Here is an 18,521-nt window from a genome sequence, read left to right as displayed (position 1 = left end):
AAGCCGTGACCACCCGCGACCAGACCTGCTGCTTCCCCCACTGCGACCGACCCGCCCGCTGGGCCGACCTCGACCACATCCACCCCTACAACCACAACCCCACCGACACCCCACCCGACACCCCACCCGACACCCCCGGACAAACCCGCGCCCACAACCTGCAACCCCTGTGCCGCGCCCACCACCTCGCCAAGACCCACCACGGCTGGACCCCCACCCGCAACCCCACCACCGGCACCACCACCTGGACCGCACCCACCGGCCACACCTACACACGACCCGCAACGCGGACCGACCTCACGATCAGCGTCAGGCCCGCCGTCAGCGACGGACCCGCCGTCAGCGACAGGCCCGCCCTCGGCGACGGACCCGCCGTCAGCGACAGGCCCGCCGTCAGCGACGGACCAACCATCAGCAGCGACGTCACGAGCCTCGCCGACGACCTCCGCCGCCGCCTGGGAACACGGGAACGGCCGACCAGCGGGAATCACGACCAGACGGGCGGTCCGGCACTCCAAAGGAATCGCGTCCTGCCGGAGGAACCGCCGTTCTGATCACCCGTGGCGGCATGGCAGAGCCTGACAGGTGCCCGCCGGCGACCTGTCAGGCTCCAGTCGGCGCCGCGAAGGACCGTCAGGTGGTCTCCTCGATGACACCGGACGTGGTCCTCCAGTGGCCCGGGTGCTTGCAGGTGTAGGCGTCGGTGTTGCAGCGCGCGATCCGCCAGCGGATCTTCGTGTTCTCCGGGAAGTCCTTGTTGCAGGTCCGGACGCCGCCGGCCGCGCCGGCCTTGTGGTGGCAGATGCCCTCGCGGCCGCTGCTCGGGTGCCGCCAGATCACACCCGTGGTGTACCCGTCCTTGCTGTCATCGGTGACCCAGAAGTAGTCGCCGTTCTGCCGGTAGCAGCCCGAGCCCCAGCTCTTCTGCAGGACGATGCTGCACGATATGTCGTTGCTGACGGCCACGTTGTACTCGACGGTCGCGGCCTGCGCCGGCGCCGCGAACACCAGGGTCAGCAAGGTCAGCACGGCTACCATTCCTCGTCTCATCATGTGACGAGCATGCCTGTGACGAGCGTGGACCGCCTGCAGGAACCTGCACCTGGCTACCGCGCACTCAGCGCCCGCCGGTCCGCCTGCGCCACCGGGTCCGGGACCGGTGCCGCCGCGAGCAGCCGCCGGGTGTAGTCCTGCTCCGGCTGCCCCAGCACCCGCGTCCGCGGCCCCGACTCGACCAGCCGGCCCTGGTGCAGCACGGCGACGCGGTCGGCGAGCTCGTCCACCACCGCCAGATCGTGGCTGATGAACAGGCAGGCGAACCCGAGCGACTGCTGCACCTCGCGGAACACCTCCAGCACCGTGGCCTGCACGGAGACGTCGAGGGCCGACGTCGGCTCGTCGGCGATGAGCAGCTCGGGGCCCAGCGAGATCGCGCGTGCGATGGACACGCGCTGGAGCTGTCCGCCGGACAGCTCGTGCGGGTACCGCGACACCCAGGACGCCGGCAGCTCGACGCTCTCCAGCAGCTCCGCGGTGCGCCGTTCCAGCTCCGCACCGCGCAGCCCCGCGTGCACGGCCAGCGGCTCGGCGACCGACTCCCCGATCGAGTACCGCGGGTTCAGGGAGGCGGCCGGGTTCTGGAACACCACGCCGACCCGCGCCCGGGCGGCGCGCACGGCCCGCGGCGGGTCCTGGCCGAGGCGCGTGCCGACCACGCTCACCGTGCCGGAGGACACGGGGGCCAGGCCCAGCGCGCAGCGCCCCATGGACGACTTCCCGGACCCCGACTCGCCGACCAGGGCGACGATCTCGCCGGGGCGGACGTCGAGCGTGACCCCGTCGACGGCGCGCACCGTGCGGCCGCGACGGTCGCGGTACTCGACCACCAGGTCCTCGAACGCGAGGGCCGGCCGGTCCGTCCGGACGGCGCCGCTCGGCCGTTCGGGGGTCCCCACACGCGGCACGGCCGCCAGGAGCCGGCGGGTGTAGGCCGCTTCTGGCGCGGCGAAGAGCCGGCGCACCGGCGCGGTCTCGACCACCTCGCCGTGCCGCATGACCACCACGCGGTCGGCGAGGTCGGCCACGACGCCCATGTCGTGCGTGATCAGCACGATCGACGTGGACACCCGCTCGCGCAGCCGGCGCAGCACGTCGAGCACCTCGCGCTGGACGGTCACGTCGAGCGCGGTGGTGGGCTCGTCGGCGAGCAGCACCTCGGGGTCGCAGGCCAGCGCCATCGCGATCATCACCCGTTGCGCCTGACCGCCCGAGAGCTGGTGCGGGTAGAACCGCAGGCGCCCGGCCGGGTCGGGCAGCTCGACCATGCGCAGCAGCTCGACCGCGCGGTCGCGGCGCTGCGCGCGGGTCAGGTCGGGCGCGTGCCGCCGCAGCATCTCGTCGAGCTGGAACCCGATGGTGAACACGGGGTCGAGCGCGTTCGACGAGTCCTGGAAGACCATCGCGACGCGCCGGCCGCGCACGTCCTGCAGGGCACGCCGGTCGAGGCCGATCAGCTCGGTGGGCTCCTGGCCCTCGCGGCCCAGCAGCGCGCTGCCGCCCACGGTGGCGTGCCGCCCGAGCAGGCCCAGCAGGGCGAGCGAGGTCACGCTCTTGCCGGAGCCGGACTCGCCGACGACGGCGAGCACCTCACCCGGCAGCACGTCGAAGGAGACACCTCGTACGGCGTGCACGTCGGGCGCGCGCCCGTCGTCGACGCGGAAGGTGACCGTCAGGTCGCGGACGGCGAGCACGGGCGCGGGCACGAGCACGGGCGCGGGGGCGGCGTCGGTCACGGTTCTCCTGTTCCGTCGGCCGGCTGGGCGTCGCGGTACGCCTCCCAGTCGGCGAGCATCTTGCGGTGGTAGCCGGCGAGCCACTCCATGTAGTTGCGTGCGTTGACGAGCCGCTTGTGCGGGCCCTCGGCGTCGCCGGCGATCGCGAGGCCGTCGTCGATCACCCGGCCCAGGTGGCCGAGGTAGGCCCGCTCGCCCGCCAGGAAGCTGCCCCAGATGTCGTCCTCGACGCGGAAGTAGTGCTGCCGGTCGCCGAGTACCGAGTGCCGCTTGACGAACCCCGTCTCGACCAGCCGCCGGGTCCCGGTGGAGACCGCCCCGGCGCTCGCCTTGAGCAGGTGGGCGATCTGCTGCGAGGACAGGTAGGGCCGGTCCACGATCATCAGCAGGCCGACGATCCGGCCCTCCATGCGCGGGCTGTGCGAGGCGGTCCACGTCAGGGCGAACTGCTCCACGAAGTGCTCGGCGGCGGCGTCGAGGGTCAGCTCGTCGGAGGGCTGGTCAGCGGGGGTGTGGCTGGTCATGGGGCCACCCTAGGAGCCGGGTTCACGATCGACCCCTGGGGTCGAGGACGTCGCGCAGCACGTCACCCAGGGTGATCATCGCCAGCACGGTGACGGTGAGCACGACGCCGGGCGCCACGAGCATGTGCGGCGAGGTCTGGAAGTAGGACTGCGCGCTGGAGAGCTGCAGGCCCCACGAGATCGACGGCGCGTTCAGGCCGAGGCCCAGGAACGTCAGCGTGGACTCCGCGACGATGACGCCGCCCACCATCGTCGTGGCGACCGCCAGCACGGGGCCGAGCGCGTTCGGCAGCACGTACCGGGCGACGATCCGCCGGTCCGGCAGGCCCATGGCCCGTGCCGCCTCGACGTAGGGCGCGTCGCGCACCGCGCGCACCGAGCCCCGGACGAGCCGGGCCATGGTGGGCCACGAGAACAGCGCGAGCACGAGCGCCACTGTGACGGCGGACCGGGTGCCGACCGACGTCAGCACCACCACCGCGCCGAGCAGGAACGGGAACCCGAGGAACACGTCGGTCAGCCGGGCGACCACCCGGTCCAGCACGCCGCCGTAGTACCCGGCCAGGGTGCCGACCACGAGCGCGACGAGCAGGGCGAGGGCGGTGCACAGCAGCCCGACGGTGAGGGACGCGCGGGTGCCGTACACGACGTTCGCCCACACGTCGCAGCCCTGCACGTCCGTGCCGAGCACGTGGCCGGCGCCGGGCGGCTGGGCGCTCGCGGCCAGGTCGCAGGCCCGCGGGTCGGGGTGGCCGAACCAGCCGGCGAACGCCGACGGGACCAGGGCGACCAGCGCGAGCACGACCAGCACGCCCGCGGCCACCCAGAACAGGGGCCGACGGCGCAGGGTGCGCCAGGCACCGCGGCGCACGGCGGCCGGCGCGTCCCCGGGAGCAGAGGGTTCGGTCAGGGGTTCACGCAGCGGTTCAGTCATGGCGGATCCTCGGGTCGAGGACGGAGGCGAGCAGGTCGACGAGCAGGTTGGTCAGCAGGAACACGAGGATCAGCGCCGTGGACACCCCGACGATGGTGGGTCCCTCGTGCGCGCGGATCGCCTGGAACAGGAGCTGCCCGACACCGGGCAGGTTGAACACGCCCTCCACGACGACGGTGCCGCCCAGCAGGTAGCCGAGGTCGATCGCGAGGAAGGTGAGCACGGGGATCGACGAGCTGCGCAGCACGTGCACCCCGACCACCTGGCGCTCGCGCAGGCCCTTGGCCCGCAGCGTGCGCACGAAGTCGGTGCGGAGCGTCTCCATGACGGAGCCGCGCATGAGCCGGGCCACGGAGGCGAGCCCGAACACGGCGACGACGGCGGCGGGCAGCAGGTACGCCGTCGGCCAGCCCTCGCCGGTGCCCGCGACGGGGAACCAGCCGAGCTCCACGCCGAGCCAGAGCTGCGCGGACACGGCCAGCACGAACACGGGGATCGAGGTGGCCACCACGGTGCCGGCCAGCACGAGGCGGTCGCCGGCAGTGCCGGCCCGCAGCCCGGCGAACAGGCCGAGCAGCACGCCGAGGAGCACCTCGATGCCCCAGGCGGTCAGGGCCAGCGTGATGGTGACGGGCCAGCGCAGCGCCATCCGGTCGGCCACGGACTGGCCCTGGAACGTGGTGCCGAGGTCGCCCTGGAGCAGCCCGCCGAGGTAGCGCAGGTACTGCTGGAGCACGGGTTCGTCCAGGTGGTACCGCTCGCGCAGCTCGGCCACCACGTTCGGTGCCAGGGGCCGGTCCCCGCCGAGCGCGGCGATCGGGTCCCCGGGGAGGGCGAACACCATGAGGTAGATGATCAGCGTCACGCCGAGGAAGACCACGAGCAGGTCCCCCAGACGCCGGGCGATGCGCCGGGTCATCGGCGTCCGCCCCCGGTGCCCGCCCGGCCGTCCCGGGCGGCGAGCACGTGCGACACGGCGAGCGTGGCGCCGTACTGCACGCCCACGAGCCGCTCGACCGGCAGCACCTCCAGGCCGGTCACGGCCTGGGCGTCGGCGAGCCACGCGTCGTAGACCGCCCGGGCCCGGGTGTGCACGCGGCGCAGCCGGGCCGTGGCGAGACCGGCCCCGGCCTGTGCCTCCAGCGCGCGGACGAGCATGCCGCCGAACCGCAGCCGGAACATCCGCACCACCTCCTCGCTGCTGAACACCTCGGCGCCGGTCGCGGGCCGTGCCGGCAGCCGTGCGGCGCGGGCGAGCTCGCTGGTGCCGGACTGGGTCATCATCGGCACGAACGCCTCGCTGGCCCGCAGGAACGGGCTGCGCAGCGTGAGGTCGTCCCGGGCCTCGTCCAGGAGACCCGTCAAGGTGGTGCCGAGCTCGACGAGCGCCTCGGCCTTGGCCCGGACGACGTCGGCGTAGTCGGCGGACGTCTCGCTCGTGTCGTCCGCCGACGGGTGCGACCAGTACGGCAGCTCGGCGATCAGGGTGACCGTGCCGTGCCGCCGGGCGTAGGCCGCCGACCCCTCGCCGCCGACCAGCGACGCGGCGTCGAGGCCGAGCGACCTCAGGTAGTCGTACTCGTCCCGGGTCGAGCCCGCGCGGTACACCGCAGGGGCGAGCCGCTCCAGCGCCGGCGACTCCGGCTCACCCGTGTCGAGCGGCAGGCCCAGCGCCGCGGGCACGGCGTGCAGCGGCCCGACGGCGTCGGGCAGGTCCTCGCTGAGGTAGTAGTACACGCCGCCGAGCTCCGCGTTGTGCAGGCTGACCATCAGCTCCGGGCGCAACTCGTCGATCAGGCGCATGAGCGCCTGGGTCTCCGGGATCACGTCGTCGAAGTACGCGTCCTCGTAGGCGAACGGGAACGTCCACTCCACCTGTTCCGCCGGCGCGGGGCGGTAGAAGCCCCGCGCGTAGGCGGCCCGGTCGGCGGGGTCGCCGAACCAGGACTCGTTGAGCCGGGTGCCGTCCGGGTCGATGCAGGGCACGAGGTGCCACGTGGCGTCCGTGGCCGCGCGCAGCCCCGGGTCGGCCACCAGCTCGGCGGCCAGGTGCTGCAGCGTGCGGAACCCGATGGGCTCGTTGGGGTGCACGCCCGCGAACAGCAGGTGCGGCCGCGGCCCGTCGCCCACCGAGAACATCTCGATCGGCTCCCCGAGCCGCGACGTGCCCACGCGCCGCCGCCGGACGAGCGCCGGGTGGTCGTCGGCCAGGGCCGCGAACCAGTCCAGCAAGGCGTCGACGGTGGGGAAGTCGGTGGTCGGGGGGACGGCGCGGGCCCGGTCGAGCACGTCGTCGAGCAGGCCCGCGTCGAGACCCCCGTCGGCCAGCGGGCGGCTCATGCGCCCTCGGCGAGCACGACGGCGGAGAACGTCGGGTTGCCGACCGCCGACGTCGGCAGCTCGGCGACCCGCTCGGAGGTGACGTAGGAGTACGTCTCGAAGAACAGCGGGGGCGCGGGGAAGTCCGTCAGGAGGCGCTCCTGCACCGCCGCGTACGCCTCGGCCGCCGCGTCCGGGTCGGCCTCGGCGTCGGCGGCCGCGATCAGGTCGGCCACGTCGTCCTCGTAGTAGGGGATGCAGTTGGGGCAGCCGCCGTTCTCGACGTAGAACGAGCGCAGCGTGTTCTGCTGGCTGGGGTAGAGGGCGCCCCAGCGGGAGAAGAACGGCCCGTCGATGTCGCCGGCCGTGCGCTTCTCGGAGAACTCGGCCCAGTCGGCGCTCGGCGTGGCGACGGCCTCGACGCCCAGGTTCTGCCGCAGCTGGTTGGCGATGGCCTTGTACAGCTCGTCGAGCCCGATGCCGCCCGGGAAGTAGATGTCGATGGTGCCGTCGAACCCGCCGGCCTCGTCCAGCAGCGCCTTGGCGGCGGTCGGGTCGTACTCGCAGAACTCGCCGCAGATGCCCTCGGGCGTGCCCGCCTCGACGGCCGGCGTGAACGCGGTGGCCGGCGTGTACAGGCCGCCGTAGACCACGTCGGAGATGGTGTCGCGGTCGATGGCCATGGAGATGGCCTGGCGCACCCGCACGTCGGAGTACCGCTCGTCCCACAGCGGCAGCCCGAGGTAGGAGATGCCCGGGGCGTCGAACGTGTACAGGCGGTCGCCGAAGTCGGCGGAGGCCTGCGGCAGGCGCGCCGCCGGAACGCTCGCGACGTCGATGTTGCCAGCCTGGACGTCGGTGTACGCGGTGGTGGCGTCGGCGTACGGCACGAACGTGATGGCGTCGACCGTCGGCTCCGGGCCCTGGTAGTCCGCGTACGCCTCGGTCTCGATGGGCTCGTTCTCCACGTAGTCACCCACCACGGCGAACGGGCCGTTGCCCACGGGGTGCCGGTTGTAGGCGTCCATGTCCTCCAGTGCGGAGGCGGGCATCGGGTACATGGCGGTCTGCGCCTGGCTGACCTGCATCGGGAACTGGCCGTCCGGGCCCTCCAGCGTCACCGTGAAGGTCAGGTCGCCCGTCACCTCCAGGCCGGACATCTCGGTGGTCTTCGGTTCGCCCTCGGCCGGGTTCAGGTCGTCGTACCCCTTGATCCCGGCGAGCTGGCCGGAGTTCTCGAACGCGTCCGGCCCGTAGGCGACGGCGTTCCAGGAGTCGACGTACGACTGGGCGGTGACCGGCGTGCCGTCGTGGAACGTCCAGCCGTCGCGCAGCGTGACCGTCCAGGTGGTGGCGTCGTCCGACTCGATGGACTCGGCGGCCACGTAGGTGAGCTCACCGTCGGCGTCGACCCAGGTCAGGGGTGACCAGACGGCCATGTTCAGGTCGTAGGCGACGGTCTGACGGGCGGGGATCGTCTGCAGCGGGTCGGTGACGGCCACGCTGATCGATCCGCCGCCGCCGGTGCCGGCGTCGTCGTCGGCTCCGGCCGTGCCGCAGGCGGACAGGGCCAGCGTCAGCGCGAGGACGGTCGCCAGAGGGGGGAGCGGCCGGTGTCTCGGGTTCATGGTTCCTCCACGGGTAGTGCGCTCTCGCGCACCGGGTCCTGCTCGGGTGCCGAACAGTTGAGCGCACCTCGCCGATCAAGGTCAATGAAGTTTCAGAAGGAAATGAAAGTTTTACGCGGCGGTCACACGTCCAGGACCCCCGGGAGTGGTTCGATACCCCTGTGATCCACACGAGCGACTACGAGATCCAGGACGAGGCTCGCGTGCGCGACCTCGTCCGTGACCACGGCTGGGCCACCCTCGTCTCCGTGGCCGACGACGGCGCCCCGGTCGCCTCCCACCTGCCCGTGCTGCTGGAGGAGACGGCGCCGGGCGAGCCGATGAGCCTGCTCACCCACGTCGGCCGGCCCGACGAGGTGCTCCACTCGCTCGACAGCGGCCGCGAGTCGCTGCTGATCGTCCAGGGTCCGCACGGCTACGTCTCACCCGGCTGGTACGCGATGACGCCGGCCGTACCCACCTGGGACTACCTCGCGGTGCACCTGTACTGCACCGTCGAGCTGCTCGGGCCGCAGGAGACGTACGCCGTGCTGTCCGACACCGTCGACCGGTACGAGTCCGTCATGCCCGAGCCCGTGCGGCTCCCGGCCGTCGAGGAGTACGCGCACCGCATCGCCAAGGGCGCCGCCGGGTTCCGCCTGCGCGTCGTCCGCTGGCAGGGCAAGGCCAAGCTGAGCCAGGACAAGCCCCGCGAGGTGGTGGAACGGGTCGTGACGGCGCTGGAGACGGACCCGCGCTACGCGCAGCCGGCGCTCGCGGCCGAGGTCCGCGCGGAGCTGGCCCGCCGCCCGGCGGACGCGCCATGACGGCTCTGCTCCTGACGAACGCCCGCCTGGTGGGGGACGGCCCCGCGGACGGGCTCGTCGACGTGCTGGTCCGGGACGGGGTGGTTGCGGGTGTCGCGGCGGCCGGACGGCCGGGTGACAGCGGGGTGGAGCGGGTCGACCTCGGCGGGCGGTTCGTCCTGCCCGGCCTGTGGGACGCGCACGTGCACCTCACGCAGTGGGCACTCGTGCGACGCCGGCTCGACCTGTCGGGCGCGGGATCGGCGGCCGAGGTCGTCGCGCTGGTGCGCGACCGGCTCGCGCAGCGGCCGCCCGAGCCCGGCACGGCGCTGGTCGGCTACGGGTTCCGGGACGGGCTGTGGCCCGACGTCCCCACCGCCGCGCTGCTCGACGAGGCAGTGGGCGAGGCGCCCGTCGTGCTCGTCTCCGGCGACCTGCACTGCGCCTGGCTCAGCACGGCCGGCCTGCGGTTCGTGGGTGTCGGGACCCACCCGACCGGGGTGCTGCGCGAGGCCGAGTGGCTGCCGCTGGCCGCCGCCGTGGACCGGGTGCCGGACCACCTCGCGGACGCCTGGGTGGCCGACGCCGCCGCGGCCGCGGCCGCACGTGGCGTGGTCGGCGTCGTCGACCTGGAGATCACCGACAACCTGACGGCCTGGCGGCGCCGGTTCGGTGCCGGGTTCGACGGCCTGCGCGTGCGCGCCGGTGTCTGGACGTCCTGGCTGGACGACGTGCTCGCCGAGGGACTGCGCACCGGCGACGTGCTGCCCGGTACCGGCGGCCTGCTGGAGCAGGGGCCCTACAAGGTCGTGACCGACGGCTCGCTCAACACCCGCACCGCCTACTGCCACGACCCCTACCCGGGCCTGACCGGGCCCGAGGCGCACGGGATCCTCTCCGTGCCGCCGGCCGAGCTGGTCCCGCTCATGCGGCGCGCCCACGCCGGCGGCCTGCGCTGCGCCATCCACGCGATCGGCGACCACGCCAACACCCTCGCCCTGGACGCCTTCGCCGCCTCGGGGGCACGCGGCTCGGTCGAGCACGCGCAGCTCCTCGACGACGCCGACCTGGCGCGCTTCGCCGAGCTCGGCGTCGTCGCGTCCGTCCAGCCCGAGCACGCCCTGGACGACCGCGACGTCGCCGACCGGCACTGGGCCGGCCGCACCGGCCGCGCCTTCCCGTACGGCGCCCTGGCCGGCGCCGGGGCCGTGCTGGCTCTCGGCTCGGACGCGCCGGTGGCACCCCTCGACCCGTGGATCGCGGTCGCGGCGGCCGTCAGCCGCACGCGCGACGGTCGTCCGGCCTGGCACCCCGAGCAGCGGATCGGCCTGGCGACCGCCCTGGCGGCCTCCACCGACGGCCGCGGCCTGCGCCCGACGGCGGGAGCACCCGCCGACCTGGTGGTGCTGGACGCCGACCCGCTGACGGCCGGTGCGGAGACTGCCGCGGTGGCGCTCCGGGAGATGCCGGTGGCGGGCACGCTCCTGTCGGGCCGCTGGACGCACCGGGCGTTCTGACCTCGGGGCCGGCCTCTTCACCGGCTGCTGTGGCGGGTCGGTGGGGCCCGACGGACGATGGGCGGGCCGGCCGAGCCTGGTCCGGCGTCCCCTGCCCGAAGGTACCGATGAGCGATCCCGAAACCGGCTCGGAGCGCGAGCAGCCGGCCGTCACCCGCCGGCTGCTCGACACCCTGGAACGAGCAGTCGCCCCCACGGAGGTCCGCACCCTCGTCCTGATCTGTGACGACCGCCCGGTCGTCCTGGGCCGCCGCGTCCGGGAGCGCTACCCCGGTGCGGACCTCACGGTCCTGTCCGAGGGGTGGCTGCCCGACGTGCGGAACCCGGCCTTCGGTCTGCTGCGGTTCGACGACGACCACGACGTGCTGCTCGCCCTCGCCGGCCTGGTGCCGGCCGACCTGGTCGTCGACCTGCGCGCAGGCCGTCCGGAGGCCGTGCGCGCCACGTTCCACCGCGCGTTCCTCACCCTGGCCGACGGCGGCCGGTACGTCACGCGCCAGGAGCCCGGGCACCGGCCCGAGGACGGCGACCTGGTCGACGAGGTCCGCGAGCTCGCCCGCCGCCGGGCCCTGCCGGCGCCCCGGCGGCGCGCCCTGAGCACGGCCCTCGAGCTGGGCCTCGGGCGCGCGCTGGCGGGCGTCGCCGTCGACGAGGAGCTGCTCGTGCTGCGCAAGAGCGGGGAGCACGTGATCAAGCTCGGCGTGGACGACACCCGGGTGGCGCTCGCGGCCCGGGGCGTCGAACCGCGGGTGATCGCGCGCGTCGCGCCGGAGCGGCACGAGTCGGCGTCGACGGTCTGGTCCAGCGACGCCGGGCTCGCCGCCGAACGGCTGAGCAGGACCATCGAGGTGGGCGAGCTCACCTGCACGGCCTACGACGACGTGCTGGTGGCCCCGCAGCAGGTCGCGGTGCTGGAACGGCTGCTGCTGCCCACGTCCTACTTCCTGCCCTGGCAGCCGGCGCGCAAGACGTTCGGCATGCGGTACCACGGCCCCGACTTCTCCGCGCTCGAGGCGGACGACGGCGCGCCCGCAGACCTGCCGGGCACCTACTACCACCTGGACAACCAGGTGCCCGGCCACTACGGGCACGTCATCACGCACGACCTGTCCAAGCTGTGGGCCTGGGACGCGGCGCTGGCCGAGTACCCCGACCTCAAGGTGCTCCTCAGCCCGAGCACGGAGACCGGCGAGGTGCCCGGCTACACGTACGAGCTCCTGGCGGCGTTCGGCATCGGTCCCGAACGGGTCCACGTGATCACCGGCCCGGTCCGTGCCGAGCGGCTGGTCACGGCGACCCAGGCGTTCCAGCAGCCGCGGTTCCTCAGCCCGGTGGCGCGCGACGTCTGGGCGCGGGTGGTGGCCGGTCTGCTGCCGAGGGCCGGGGACGCACCCCTGCCGCAGCGGGTCTTCGTCTCGCGGCGGGCCGCGGCGCGCCGGCGCTGCCTCAACGGCGACGAGGTGGAGCGGCGGTTCCGCAAGGCCGGCTTCACGGTGGTCTACCCCGAGGACCTCACGCTGCCCGACCAGGCCCGGCTGTTCTCGACCGTGACCACGATCGCCGGGTACGCCGGCTCGGGACTGATCAACACGGTGTTCTCGGCGGGCCCGGCCACGCGCGTCGTGCTGGCCTCGAAGAGCTACTGGGCCACGAACGAGTACCACATCGCGGCCCTGTACGGGGGCGACCTGCACTACTTCTGGTGCGACCCCGTGCCCCCCGGTGAGGGCGAGGACGGCACGGCCTACAACCCGTTCCACGCGGACTACGTGTTCGACGTGGAACGGGACGGCCCGGCGCTCGACGCCCTGCTGCGGTCGCTCGCGCCCCGGCGGATGTTCGGGCTGAGCCGGTCAGGCGGTCGCTGACCGCCGGGCCACCTCGGCCGCCACCTCGGGGTCGGAGCTCGGCGTCGTGACGCCGTACCGCAGCAGGTACCCGATGCGGGACTCCCGCACGTGCGCGGCCATGAGCTCGGCGGCCCGCTCGCCGTCGCCGGCGTCGATGGCGCCCACGATCACGCGGTGGTCGGGCCAGAGGCGCTTGCCCCGTGACTGCATGTCCGCGGCGTAGAGCCACTCGATCTTCCACGAGAGCTGGCGCAGCAGCCGCGTCAGGGTGGCGCTGCCGCTGAGCTCGGAGATCGCGATGTGGATCTGGTCGTTGATCGCGACCAGCGGGTCCAGGTCGTCGGCCGCCACGTGCGCGTCCCCGGCGTCGAGCAGGCCGGCGATCTCCCGGCGGATGCGCCACCAGTCCTCGGGGCTCTCGTCGCCCGAGTACAGCGCCGCCGCCCGGCGGGCGGCGCCGCGTGCGGTGGCCACCTCCAGCGCCTCGCGCACCGCGAAGAGGTCGTCGGCGTCGCCCGCCGGGATGGGCGCGACCCGGGAACCGACGTGCGGGCGGGAGTCGATGAACCCCTCGCTCTCCAGCCCCCGCAGCGCCTCCCGGACCGGGACCCGGGAGACGTCGTACCGCTGCGCCAGCGACGCCTCGGTGACGCGGGCGCCGGGCGTCAGCACGCCCGCGATGATGTCGCGCCGGATCGCGTCCTGGACCGACACCGGCCTCACGGGCCCGGCGGGCCCGGCAGGTTCGGCGGGGACGGCGAGCGCGGGCTCATCGGGCGAAGGCGGCACCGGGGATGGCTCCTAGCAGGTCTCGGGTGTAGTCGGCACGCGGTGCGTGGAACACGTCGTCGACGGACCCCTGCTCCTCGACGCGGCCTTGCCGCAGTACCACCACATTATCCGCTATGCCGCGCACCACCGCGAGGTCGTGGCTGATGAACAGGTACGACACGCCGAGCCGTTCCTGCAGGTCAGCCAGCAGGTCCAGGATCTGCTCCTGGACCAGCACGTCGAGCGCCGAGACGGCCTCGTCGAGCACCAGCAGCTCCGGCCCGGGGGCCAGCGCCCGCGCGATGGCCACCCGCTGGCGCTGCCCGCCGGACAGCGCGCCCGGGTGCCGCTGGGCGACGTCGCGCGGCAGCGCCACCTGGTCCAGCAGCTCGGCCACCCGCGCCGCGCGGGACGCCCGGTCCCCGATGCCGAAGATCCGCAGGGGCTCGTCGATCACCCGCTCCACGGTGTGCGTCGGGTCGAGCGACGCGTACGGGTCCTGGAAGACCGGCTGCACCCGGCGTCGCAGCTCCCGCCGCTGCGCGCGCGACGCCCCGGCGATGCTGCGCCCCTCGGCGCCCCGCACGTGCACCAGGGCCTCGCCCGAGGTCGGCGTCTCCAGGCCGAGCAGGATGCGCGAGACGGTCGTCTTGCCCGAGCCCGACTCGCCCACCAGCGCCGTCGTGCCGCCGCGGGGTACCGCGAACGTCACGTGGTCGGCGGCGCGCAGCACCCCGCCGCGCCCGCGCACCCGGTACTCCTTGACCAGGTCGCGCACGGTGACCACGGCGTCGTCCTCGCCCCGGTCGCCCACGCCCCCGGCCGGCGGCGTCCGCTCCTCGGTGCGGGCGACGACGGCGGGCGCCGCCGCGACGAGCCGCCGGGTGTACTCGTGCTGCGGGGCGCGCAGCACCTGCTCGGGCGTGCCCTGCTCCACGATCTGCCCGTCGAGCATGACGATCACCCGGTCCGCGCGGTCGGCGGCCAGGCCCAGGTCGTGCGTGACCAGCACCATCGCCGTGCCGTGGGCCTCGGCCAGCGCCACCAGGTGGTCGAGGATGCGCCGCTGCACGGTGACGTCGAGGGCGGAGGTCGGCTCGTCCGCCAGCAGCAGCTCCGGTGCCCGGGCGAGCGCCGTCGCGATGAGCACACGCTGCCGCATGCCGCCGGAGAACTCGTGCGGGAACTGCCGGGCACGCCGCTCCGGCTCGGGCACGCCGGCCTCGTCGAGCAGCTCGACCACGCGCCGGCGCACGGCGGCGCCCCGCAGGCCGTCGGCCCGCAGCGCGTCGGCCACCTGGTCGCCCACGCGCATGGCCGGGTTGAGGTTGGTCCCCGGGTCCTGCGGCACCAGCGCGATCCGGCTGCCGCGGACGGCGCGCATGCGCGCCTCGCCGGCCGCGGCGAGGTCCTCGCCGTCGAGCTGGATCGTGCCGCCCGTGATGCGGCCCGCACCGGGCAGCAGCCGCAGGAGCGCGGCGACCACCGTGGACTTGCCCGAGCCGGACTGACCCACGATCGCCACCCGCTCGCCGCGCGCGACGTCGAGGTCGACGTCGCGCACGACGGGGGTGTCGCCGTACGACACGTTCAGGCCGCGTACGCGCAGGAGAGGTGGTCTCGACCCGTCCGACAGGCTCAGGGCAGGCGAGCTCGACGCGCGCGTGGTGTCAGCGTCCTGCGGCATAGCCCTGTGCTCCTCTCGGGTTGGCGGCCCCGCCGAGCAGGCCGGTGGCCGGGTCGCGGGTCACGGCGGACAGACGCCCCAGCGCCCAGTCCCCGGCGCGGGTCACGACGTGGCCGCGGCGCTCCAGGCCCGCGATGACGTCGTCGCCCAGCCGGTCCTCCACGACGGCGCCGCCCGGCGTCCAGGTGCGCGGCCAGAACGAGCCGGGGAACGACGTCGTGTGCAGGGCGGGCGCGTCGATCGCCTGCTGCGGCGTGTACCCGCCTACCAGGACGCGGAGCAGGAACAGGAGCTGCCACTGGTCCTGCTGGTCGCCGCCGGGGGAGCCGAGCGCGATCAGCGGCTCACCGTCGCGCAGCACGAGGGTGGGCGTCAGCGTGGTGCGCGGCCGCCGCCCGGGCGTCAGCGCCGACGGCGACGCCTCGTCCAGCCACGTCATCTGGAGCCGCGTGCCCAGGCAGAAGCCGAGGCCGGGCACCGTGGGGGAGGACTGCAGCCAGCCGCCCGACGGCGTGGCCGAGACCATGTTGCCCCAGCGGTCCACGACGTCGATGTGACAGGTGTCGCCGCGGGTGGCGCCGGTGTGCTCGGGGGAGTCGGGCTCCGCGCCGCGGGCCGGGCCCGTCGAGACCTCCACCGTCGGCTCGCCCACTCCTGCGGCTGCCCCGCCGCCCGGCGCACCCGGCAGCGACCCGGCAGGCGCGCTCGTGGCGTACTCGGTGCGCAGCACCGGCACGGGCGGCGTCGGGCGGCCCGGCACGTCACCCGGACGCACCTCGTGGCTCGCGGTGTCCGCGATCAGCGCCCGGCGCCGCGCCGCGTACTCCTCGCTCAGCAGGTACGTCAGCGGCACGTCGTCGGCCGCCGGGTCGCCGTACCAGACGTCGCGGTCGGCCAGTGCGAGCTTCTGCGCCTCCAGGACCGTGTGGGCGCCGAGCTCCGTGGACGGGTCCAGGGCGGCGTCGTCCAGCCCCTCCAGGATCTTCAGCGTGGCCAGCAGCGCGGGGCCCTGGCCCCACGCGCCGGTCTTGGCGATCGTGTACCCGCGGAAGGTCACGGTGGTCGCGTCCTCGTAGGACGCCTCGAACGCCGCCACGTCCGCGGCGGTCATGACGCCCGCGTGGTCGGCGCCGTCGGCGTGCCGGTGCGGTGTGGCGACGAACTCCTCGACGGCCGCGCCCACGCGCTCACGCCAGGCGGCGCGCGCCAGGTCGATGGCCTCGGCCCGGTCCGTGGCCCCGGAACCGGCGGCGACCACGGCGTCCAGCAGGTCGGCGTACTCCGGGTTGGTGACGATGGTGCCCGGGGCGGGTACCTCGCCGTCGGGCAGCCAGCGGGCGGCCGAGGTGGGCCAGTGGTCGCGGAACAGGTCGGCGACCAGGGCGACGGTCGCGCTGACCCGGCCGAGCACCGGGTGCCCGTCGCGGGCGTACCCGATCGCGTAGGCCAGCACGTCGCCCAGGTCCCACGTGCCGTGGTCGCGCAGGAGCAGCAGCCAGGCGTCCACGCTGCCCGGCACCGCCGCGGCCAGCGCCCCCGAGCCGGGCACCAGGTCGAGGCCCTCGGACCGGTAGTGCTCGATGGTCGCGCCGGCGGGTGCGGGGCCCTGGCCCACCAGCACCCGCGGGTGCGCCGGCTCGTCCGCCGTCACGAAGACGCCGGTCATGTCACCGCCGGGCCCGTTCAGGTGCGGCTCCACGACATGGAGCACGAAGGCGCCCGCGACCGCGGCGTCGAAGGCGTTGCCGCCGCGCTCCAGGACGGCCTGGGCGCTCGCCGTGGCGATCCAGTGCGTGGACCCCACCATCCCGAAGGTGCCCTTGAGGTCGGGTCGGGTGGCGGCGGCTGCGGGCGGGGTGAAGGACGTCATGACGCTCACTTACGGTCGGTGGTCGGGTCGAGGGCGTCGCGCAGGGCGTCCCCGAGGAGGTTGAAGCCGAGGCACAGCGCCACGATCGCGAGACCGGGGAACAGCGCCGCGGTGGGCGCGCGGCCCAGGTACTGCTGCGCGTCCGAGAGCATGATGCCCAGGCTCGGCGTGGGCGGCTGGATGCCGAGCCCCAGGAACGAGAGCACGGCCTCGCCCAGCACCGCCGTCGGCATGATGACCGTGGCCTGGACGATGATCGCGGACAGGCAGTTGGGCAGGATGTGCTGGGCCAGGATCCGCGGACCGGACGCGTCCATCGCGGTGGCGGCCAGCACGAACGGGCTCTCCGCCAGCCGCAGCGTCTCCGCCCGCACCACGCGCACCATGGTGGGCACCTGCGCGATGCCGAGCGAGATCGCGGCCCCGGCCAGGCTCGGGCCGTTGATGGCGGCCAGCCCCACCGCGAGGATGAGGAACGGGAACGCCAGGGTCACGTCGGTCAGTCGGGAGACGGGCCCGTCCAGCCACCGCCAGTACCCGGCGGCCAGCCCGAGCGGCGTGCCGACGACGACGGCGAGGCCCACCGCCACGACCCCCACCATGAGCGAGGCCCGGATGCCGTACATCATCCGGGACAGGATGTCGCGGCCCAGGTCGTCGGTGCCGAGCGCGTAACCCACCGTGCCGGGCACCTGGAACGGTGCGTCGAAGTGCACCTCGGCAGGTCCGTGCGGCGCCAGCAGGGGCGCGAGGAGCCCGGCCAGCACGACGACGGCGAGCATCGCGGCGCCCGTGATCGCCTGCGGTGTGCGCAGCCGGGACAGCAGGCGCCGCGGGCCGACGACGGCGGGCGCCGGGTCGGGCGCGAGATCGCTGTGCTCGATGACGGTCATGAGCGGCCTCCCACCCGGATCCGGGGGTCGATGACGGAGTACAGGACGTCCACGGCCAGGTTGACCAGCACATACCCCACCGTGGTGAGCACGACGACGGCCTGGATGACCGGGTAGTCGCGCTGGAAGACGGCGTCGAGCGTGAGCTTGCCGAAGCCGGGCAGGGCGAAGATCTGCTCGGTCACCACAGCCCCGGAGATGAGGCCGCCGAGCTGGAGCCCGGCGATCGTCACCACGACGATCAGGGAGTTGCGCAGCCCGTACCGCAGCAGCACCCGGGAGCGGCCCAGGCCCTTGGCCCGGGCGGTGCGCACGTAGTCGGTGCGCATGGCCTCGATCATGGACGCGCGGGTCTGCCGCATGATGACGGCGGCCAGCCCGGTGCCGAGGATCAGGGCGGGCAGGGTGAGGTGCAGCAGCCAGCCCAGCGGGTCCTGCGTCAACGGCACGTAGCCCGACGCCGGGAACAGCCCCAGACCCACGCACAGGTACAGGATGGCGAGCATGCCGAGCCAGAAGTTGGGCACGGACAGGCTGGTCAGGGCCGCTGCGTTCGCCATCCACTCGGGCCAGCGCCCGCGGTAGCGCTCCGCGAGCAGACCGAGCGCGACGCCGGTCACGACGGCGACGACGATCGCGTACAGGGACAGCCAGAGGGTCACGGGCAGCGTGGCGCCGATCATGTCGGCGACCGAGGCCCCGGTGCGGGTGGACTCGCCGAGGTCGCCCGAGGCGACCTCGGCGAGGAACCTCCCGTACTGCACCCAGACCGGCTGGTCCAGGCCCAGGTCGGCGCGGATCATCGCGAGCCGTTCCGGCGTGGCCTCCTCGCCCGCCATCGCGAGCGCGGGGTCGCCGGGCAGCATGCGCACGCCCAGGAAGATGACCATCGACGCCAGCAGGAGCGTGACCGCCGACTGGCCGAGGCGGACGAGGAGATAACGACGCATC

Annotated in this window: 16 protein-coding genes; 4 read left to right on the top strand and 12 right to left on the bottom strand. The window is 74.2% G+C overall.

The features are described 5' to 3' along the window. On the top strand, positions 1–554 hold a 554-nt coding region (locus ACIG47_RS20510; protein ID WP_397432939.1), incomplete at its 5' end, for an HNH endonuclease signature motif containing protein. Positions 555–633: 79 nt separating this feature from the next. On the opposite strand, the gene ACIG47_RS20505 is transcribed toward ACIG47_RS20510, so the two are convergent. The 7 genes from ACIG47_RS20505 to ACIG47_RS20475 all read right to left on the bottom strand — a co-directional run bounded on the left by ACIG47_RS20505 (position 634) and on the right by ACIG47_RS20475 (position 8,197). Continuing rightward, positions 634–1,029, bottom strand: a complete 396-nt coding sequence (locus ACIG47_RS20505; protein WP_397432938.1) for a hypothetical protein — start codon at positions 1,027–1,029, stop codon at positions 634–636. A gap of 77 nt (positions 1,030–1,106) precedes the next feature. Continuing rightward, the gene (locus ACIG47_RS20500; protein WP_397432937.1) at positions 1,107–2,792 is read right to left on the bottom strand and encodes a dipeptide ABC transporter ATP-binding protein; all 1,686 of its coding nucleotides are present in this window, start codon (positions 2,790–2,792) and stop codon (positions 1,107–1,109) included. Beyond that, positions 2,789–3,316, bottom strand: a complete 528-nt coding sequence (locus tag ACIG47_RS20495) for a GbsR/MarR family transcriptional regulator (RefSeq protein WP_397432935.1) — start codon at positions 3,314–3,316, stop codon at positions 2,789–2,791. Before ACIG47_RS20495 ends, ACIG47_RS20500 begins: the two co-directional genes overlap by 4 nt. Before the next feature lie 22 nt (positions 3,317–3,338). After that, entirely contained in the window at positions 3,339–4,250 is a 912-nt protein-coding gene (locus ACIG47_RS20490) for an ABC transporter permease (RefSeq protein WP_397414851.1), read from the bottom strand. Then, complete coding sequence (locus ACIG47_RS20485; protein ID WP_397432934.1) at positions 4,243–5,169, bottom strand: ABC transporter permease; 927 nt, start codon at positions 5,167–5,169, stop codon at positions 4,243–4,245. Before ACIG47_RS20485 ends, ACIG47_RS20490 begins: the two co-directional genes overlap by 8 nt. Continuing rightward, positions 5,166–6,590 (bottom strand): M14 family zinc carboxypeptidase, encoded by a 1,425-nt coding sequence (locus ACIG47_RS20480; protein WP_397432933.1) that lies wholly within the window; start codon positions 6,588–6,590, stop codon positions 5,166–5,168. Before ACIG47_RS20480 ends, ACIG47_RS20485 begins: the two co-directional genes overlap by 4 nt. Continuing rightward, on the bottom strand, positions 6,587–8,197 hold the full coding sequence (locus ACIG47_RS20475) for an ABC transporter substrate-binding protein (RefSeq protein ID WP_397432932.1): 1,611 nt from the start codon (positions 8,195–8,197) through the stop codon (positions 6,587–6,589). The genes ACIG47_RS20480 and ACIG47_RS20475 overlap by 4 nt, the downstream gene beginning before the upstream one ends. Before the next feature lie 161 nt (positions 8,198–8,358). On the opposite strand from ACIG47_RS20475, the gene ACIG47_RS20470 reads away from it, so the two are divergent. From ACIG47_RS20470 to ACIG47_RS20460, 3 genes are all read left to right on the top strand, one after another. After that, complete coding sequence (locus ACIG47_RS20470) at positions 8,359–9,003, top strand: FMN-binding negative transcriptional regulator (protein WP_397432931.1); 645 nt, start codon at positions 8,359–8,361, stop codon at positions 9,001–9,003. Continuing rightward, entirely contained in the window at positions 9,000–10,499 is a 1,500-nt protein-coding gene (locus ACIG47_RS20465; RefSeq protein WP_397432930.1) for an amidohydrolase family protein, read from the top strand. The genes ACIG47_RS20470 and ACIG47_RS20465 overlap by 4 nt, the downstream gene beginning before the upstream one ends. A gap of 107 nt (positions 10,500–10,606) precedes the next feature. Beyond that, positions 10,607–12,367, top strand: coding sequence for a glycosyltransferase family 61 protein (locus ACIG47_RS20460; protein WP_397432929.1), 1,761 nt, complete (start codon positions 10,607–10,609; stop codon positions 12,365–12,367). Here the strand turns inward: ACIG47_RS20460 and ACIG47_RS20455 are convergent. From ACIG47_RS20455 to ACIG47_RS20435, 5 genes are read right to left on the bottom strand one after another with little or no spacing between them, the layout of a single operon-like run. Continuing rightward, positions 12,353–13,138, bottom strand: coding sequence for a GntR family transcriptional regulator (locus ACIG47_RS20455; RefSeq protein ID WP_397432928.1), 786 nt, complete (start codon positions 13,136–13,138; stop codon positions 12,353–12,355). The genes ACIG47_RS20460 and ACIG47_RS20455 overlap by 15 nt on opposite strands. Further along, positions 13,119–14,807 carry a dipeptide ABC transporter ATP-binding protein gene (locus ACIG47_RS20450; RefSeq protein ID WP_397432927.1) on the bottom strand — a complete coding sequence of 563 codons (1,689 nt, stop codon included), beginning with the start codon at positions 14,805–14,807 and terminating at the stop codon, positions 13,119–13,121. The genes ACIG47_RS20455 and ACIG47_RS20450 overlap by 20 nt, the downstream gene beginning before the upstream one ends. Continuing rightward, the gene (locus ACIG47_RS20445; RefSeq protein ID WP_397432926.1) at positions 14,791–16,677 is read right to left on the bottom strand and encodes a gamma-glutamyltransferase family protein; all 1,887 of its coding nucleotides are present in this window, start codon (positions 16,675–16,677) and stop codon (positions 14,791–14,793) included. The genes ACIG47_RS20450 and ACIG47_RS20445 overlap by 17 nt, the downstream gene beginning before the upstream one ends. Positions 16,678–16,682: 5 nt before the next feature. Next, positions 16,683–17,570, bottom strand: coding sequence for an ABC transporter permease (locus tag ACIG47_RS20440; RefSeq protein WP_397432925.1), 888 nt, complete (start codon positions 17,568–17,570; stop codon positions 16,683–16,685). Then, on the bottom strand, positions 17,567–18,520 hold the full coding sequence (locus ACIG47_RS20435) for an ABC transporter permease (RefSeq protein ID WP_397432924.1): 954 nt from the start codon (positions 18,518–18,520) through the stop codon (positions 17,567–17,569). The genes ACIG47_RS20440 and ACIG47_RS20435 overlap by 4 nt, the downstream gene beginning before the upstream one ends. Position 18,521 lies beyond the last annotated feature (1 nt).

It is taken from the genome of Promicromonospora sp. NPDC052451 (genome assembly GCF_044547525.1).
Taxonomy (GTDB): Bacteria; Actinomycetota; Actinomycetes; order Actinomycetales; family Cellulomonadaceae; genus Promicromonospora.
The sequence above is the reverse complement of the archived record's forward strand: the minus strand, read 5'-3'. Positions and strand labels throughout refer to the sequence as shown.

Coding starts and splice junctions, on each gene's coding strand:
- ACIG47_RS20495 (WP_397432935.1), bottom strand. CDS start 3,316: ATGACCAGCCACACCCCCGCTGACCAGCCCTCCGACGAGCTGACCCTC.
- ACIG47_RS20490 (WP_397414851.1), bottom strand. CDS start 4,250: ATGACTGAACCGCTGCGTGAACCCCTGACCGAACCCTCTGCTCCCGGG.
- ACIG47_RS20485 (WP_397432934.1), bottom strand. CDS start 5,169: ATGACCCGGCGCATCGCCCGGCGTCTGGGGGACCTGCTCGTGGTCTTC.
- ACIG47_RS20480 (WP_397432933.1), bottom strand. CDS start 6,590: ATGAGCCGCCCGCTGGCCGACGGGGGTCTCGACGCGGGCCTGCTCGAC.
- ACIG47_RS20475 (WP_397432932.1), bottom strand. CDS start 8,197: ATGAACCCGAGACACCGGCCGCTCCCCCCTCTGGCGACCGTCCTCGCG.
- ACIG47_RS20465 (WP_397432930.1), top strand. CDS start 9,000: ATGACGGCTCTGCTCCTGACGAACGCCCGCCTGGTGGGGGACGGCCCC.
- ACIG47_RS20460 (WP_397432929.1), top strand. CDS start 10,607: ATGAGCGATCCCGAAACCGGCTCGGAGCGCGAGCAGCCGGCCGTCACC.
- ACIG47_RS20450 (WP_397432927.1), bottom strand. CDS start 14,807: ATGCCGCAGGACGCTGACACCACGCGCGCGTCGAGCTCGCCTGCCCTG.
- ACIG47_RS20445 (WP_397432926.1), bottom strand. CDS start 16,677: ATGACGTCCTTCACCCCGCCCGCAGCCGCCGCCACCCGACCCGACCTC.
- ACIG47_RS20440 (WP_397432925.1), bottom strand. CDS start 17,570: ATGACCGTCATCGAGCACAGCGATCTCGCGCCCGACCCGGCGCCCGCC.
- ACIG47_RS20435 (WP_397432924.1), bottom strand. CDS start 18,520: ATGCGTCGTTATCTCCTCGTCCGCCTCGGCCAGTCGGCGGTCACGCTC.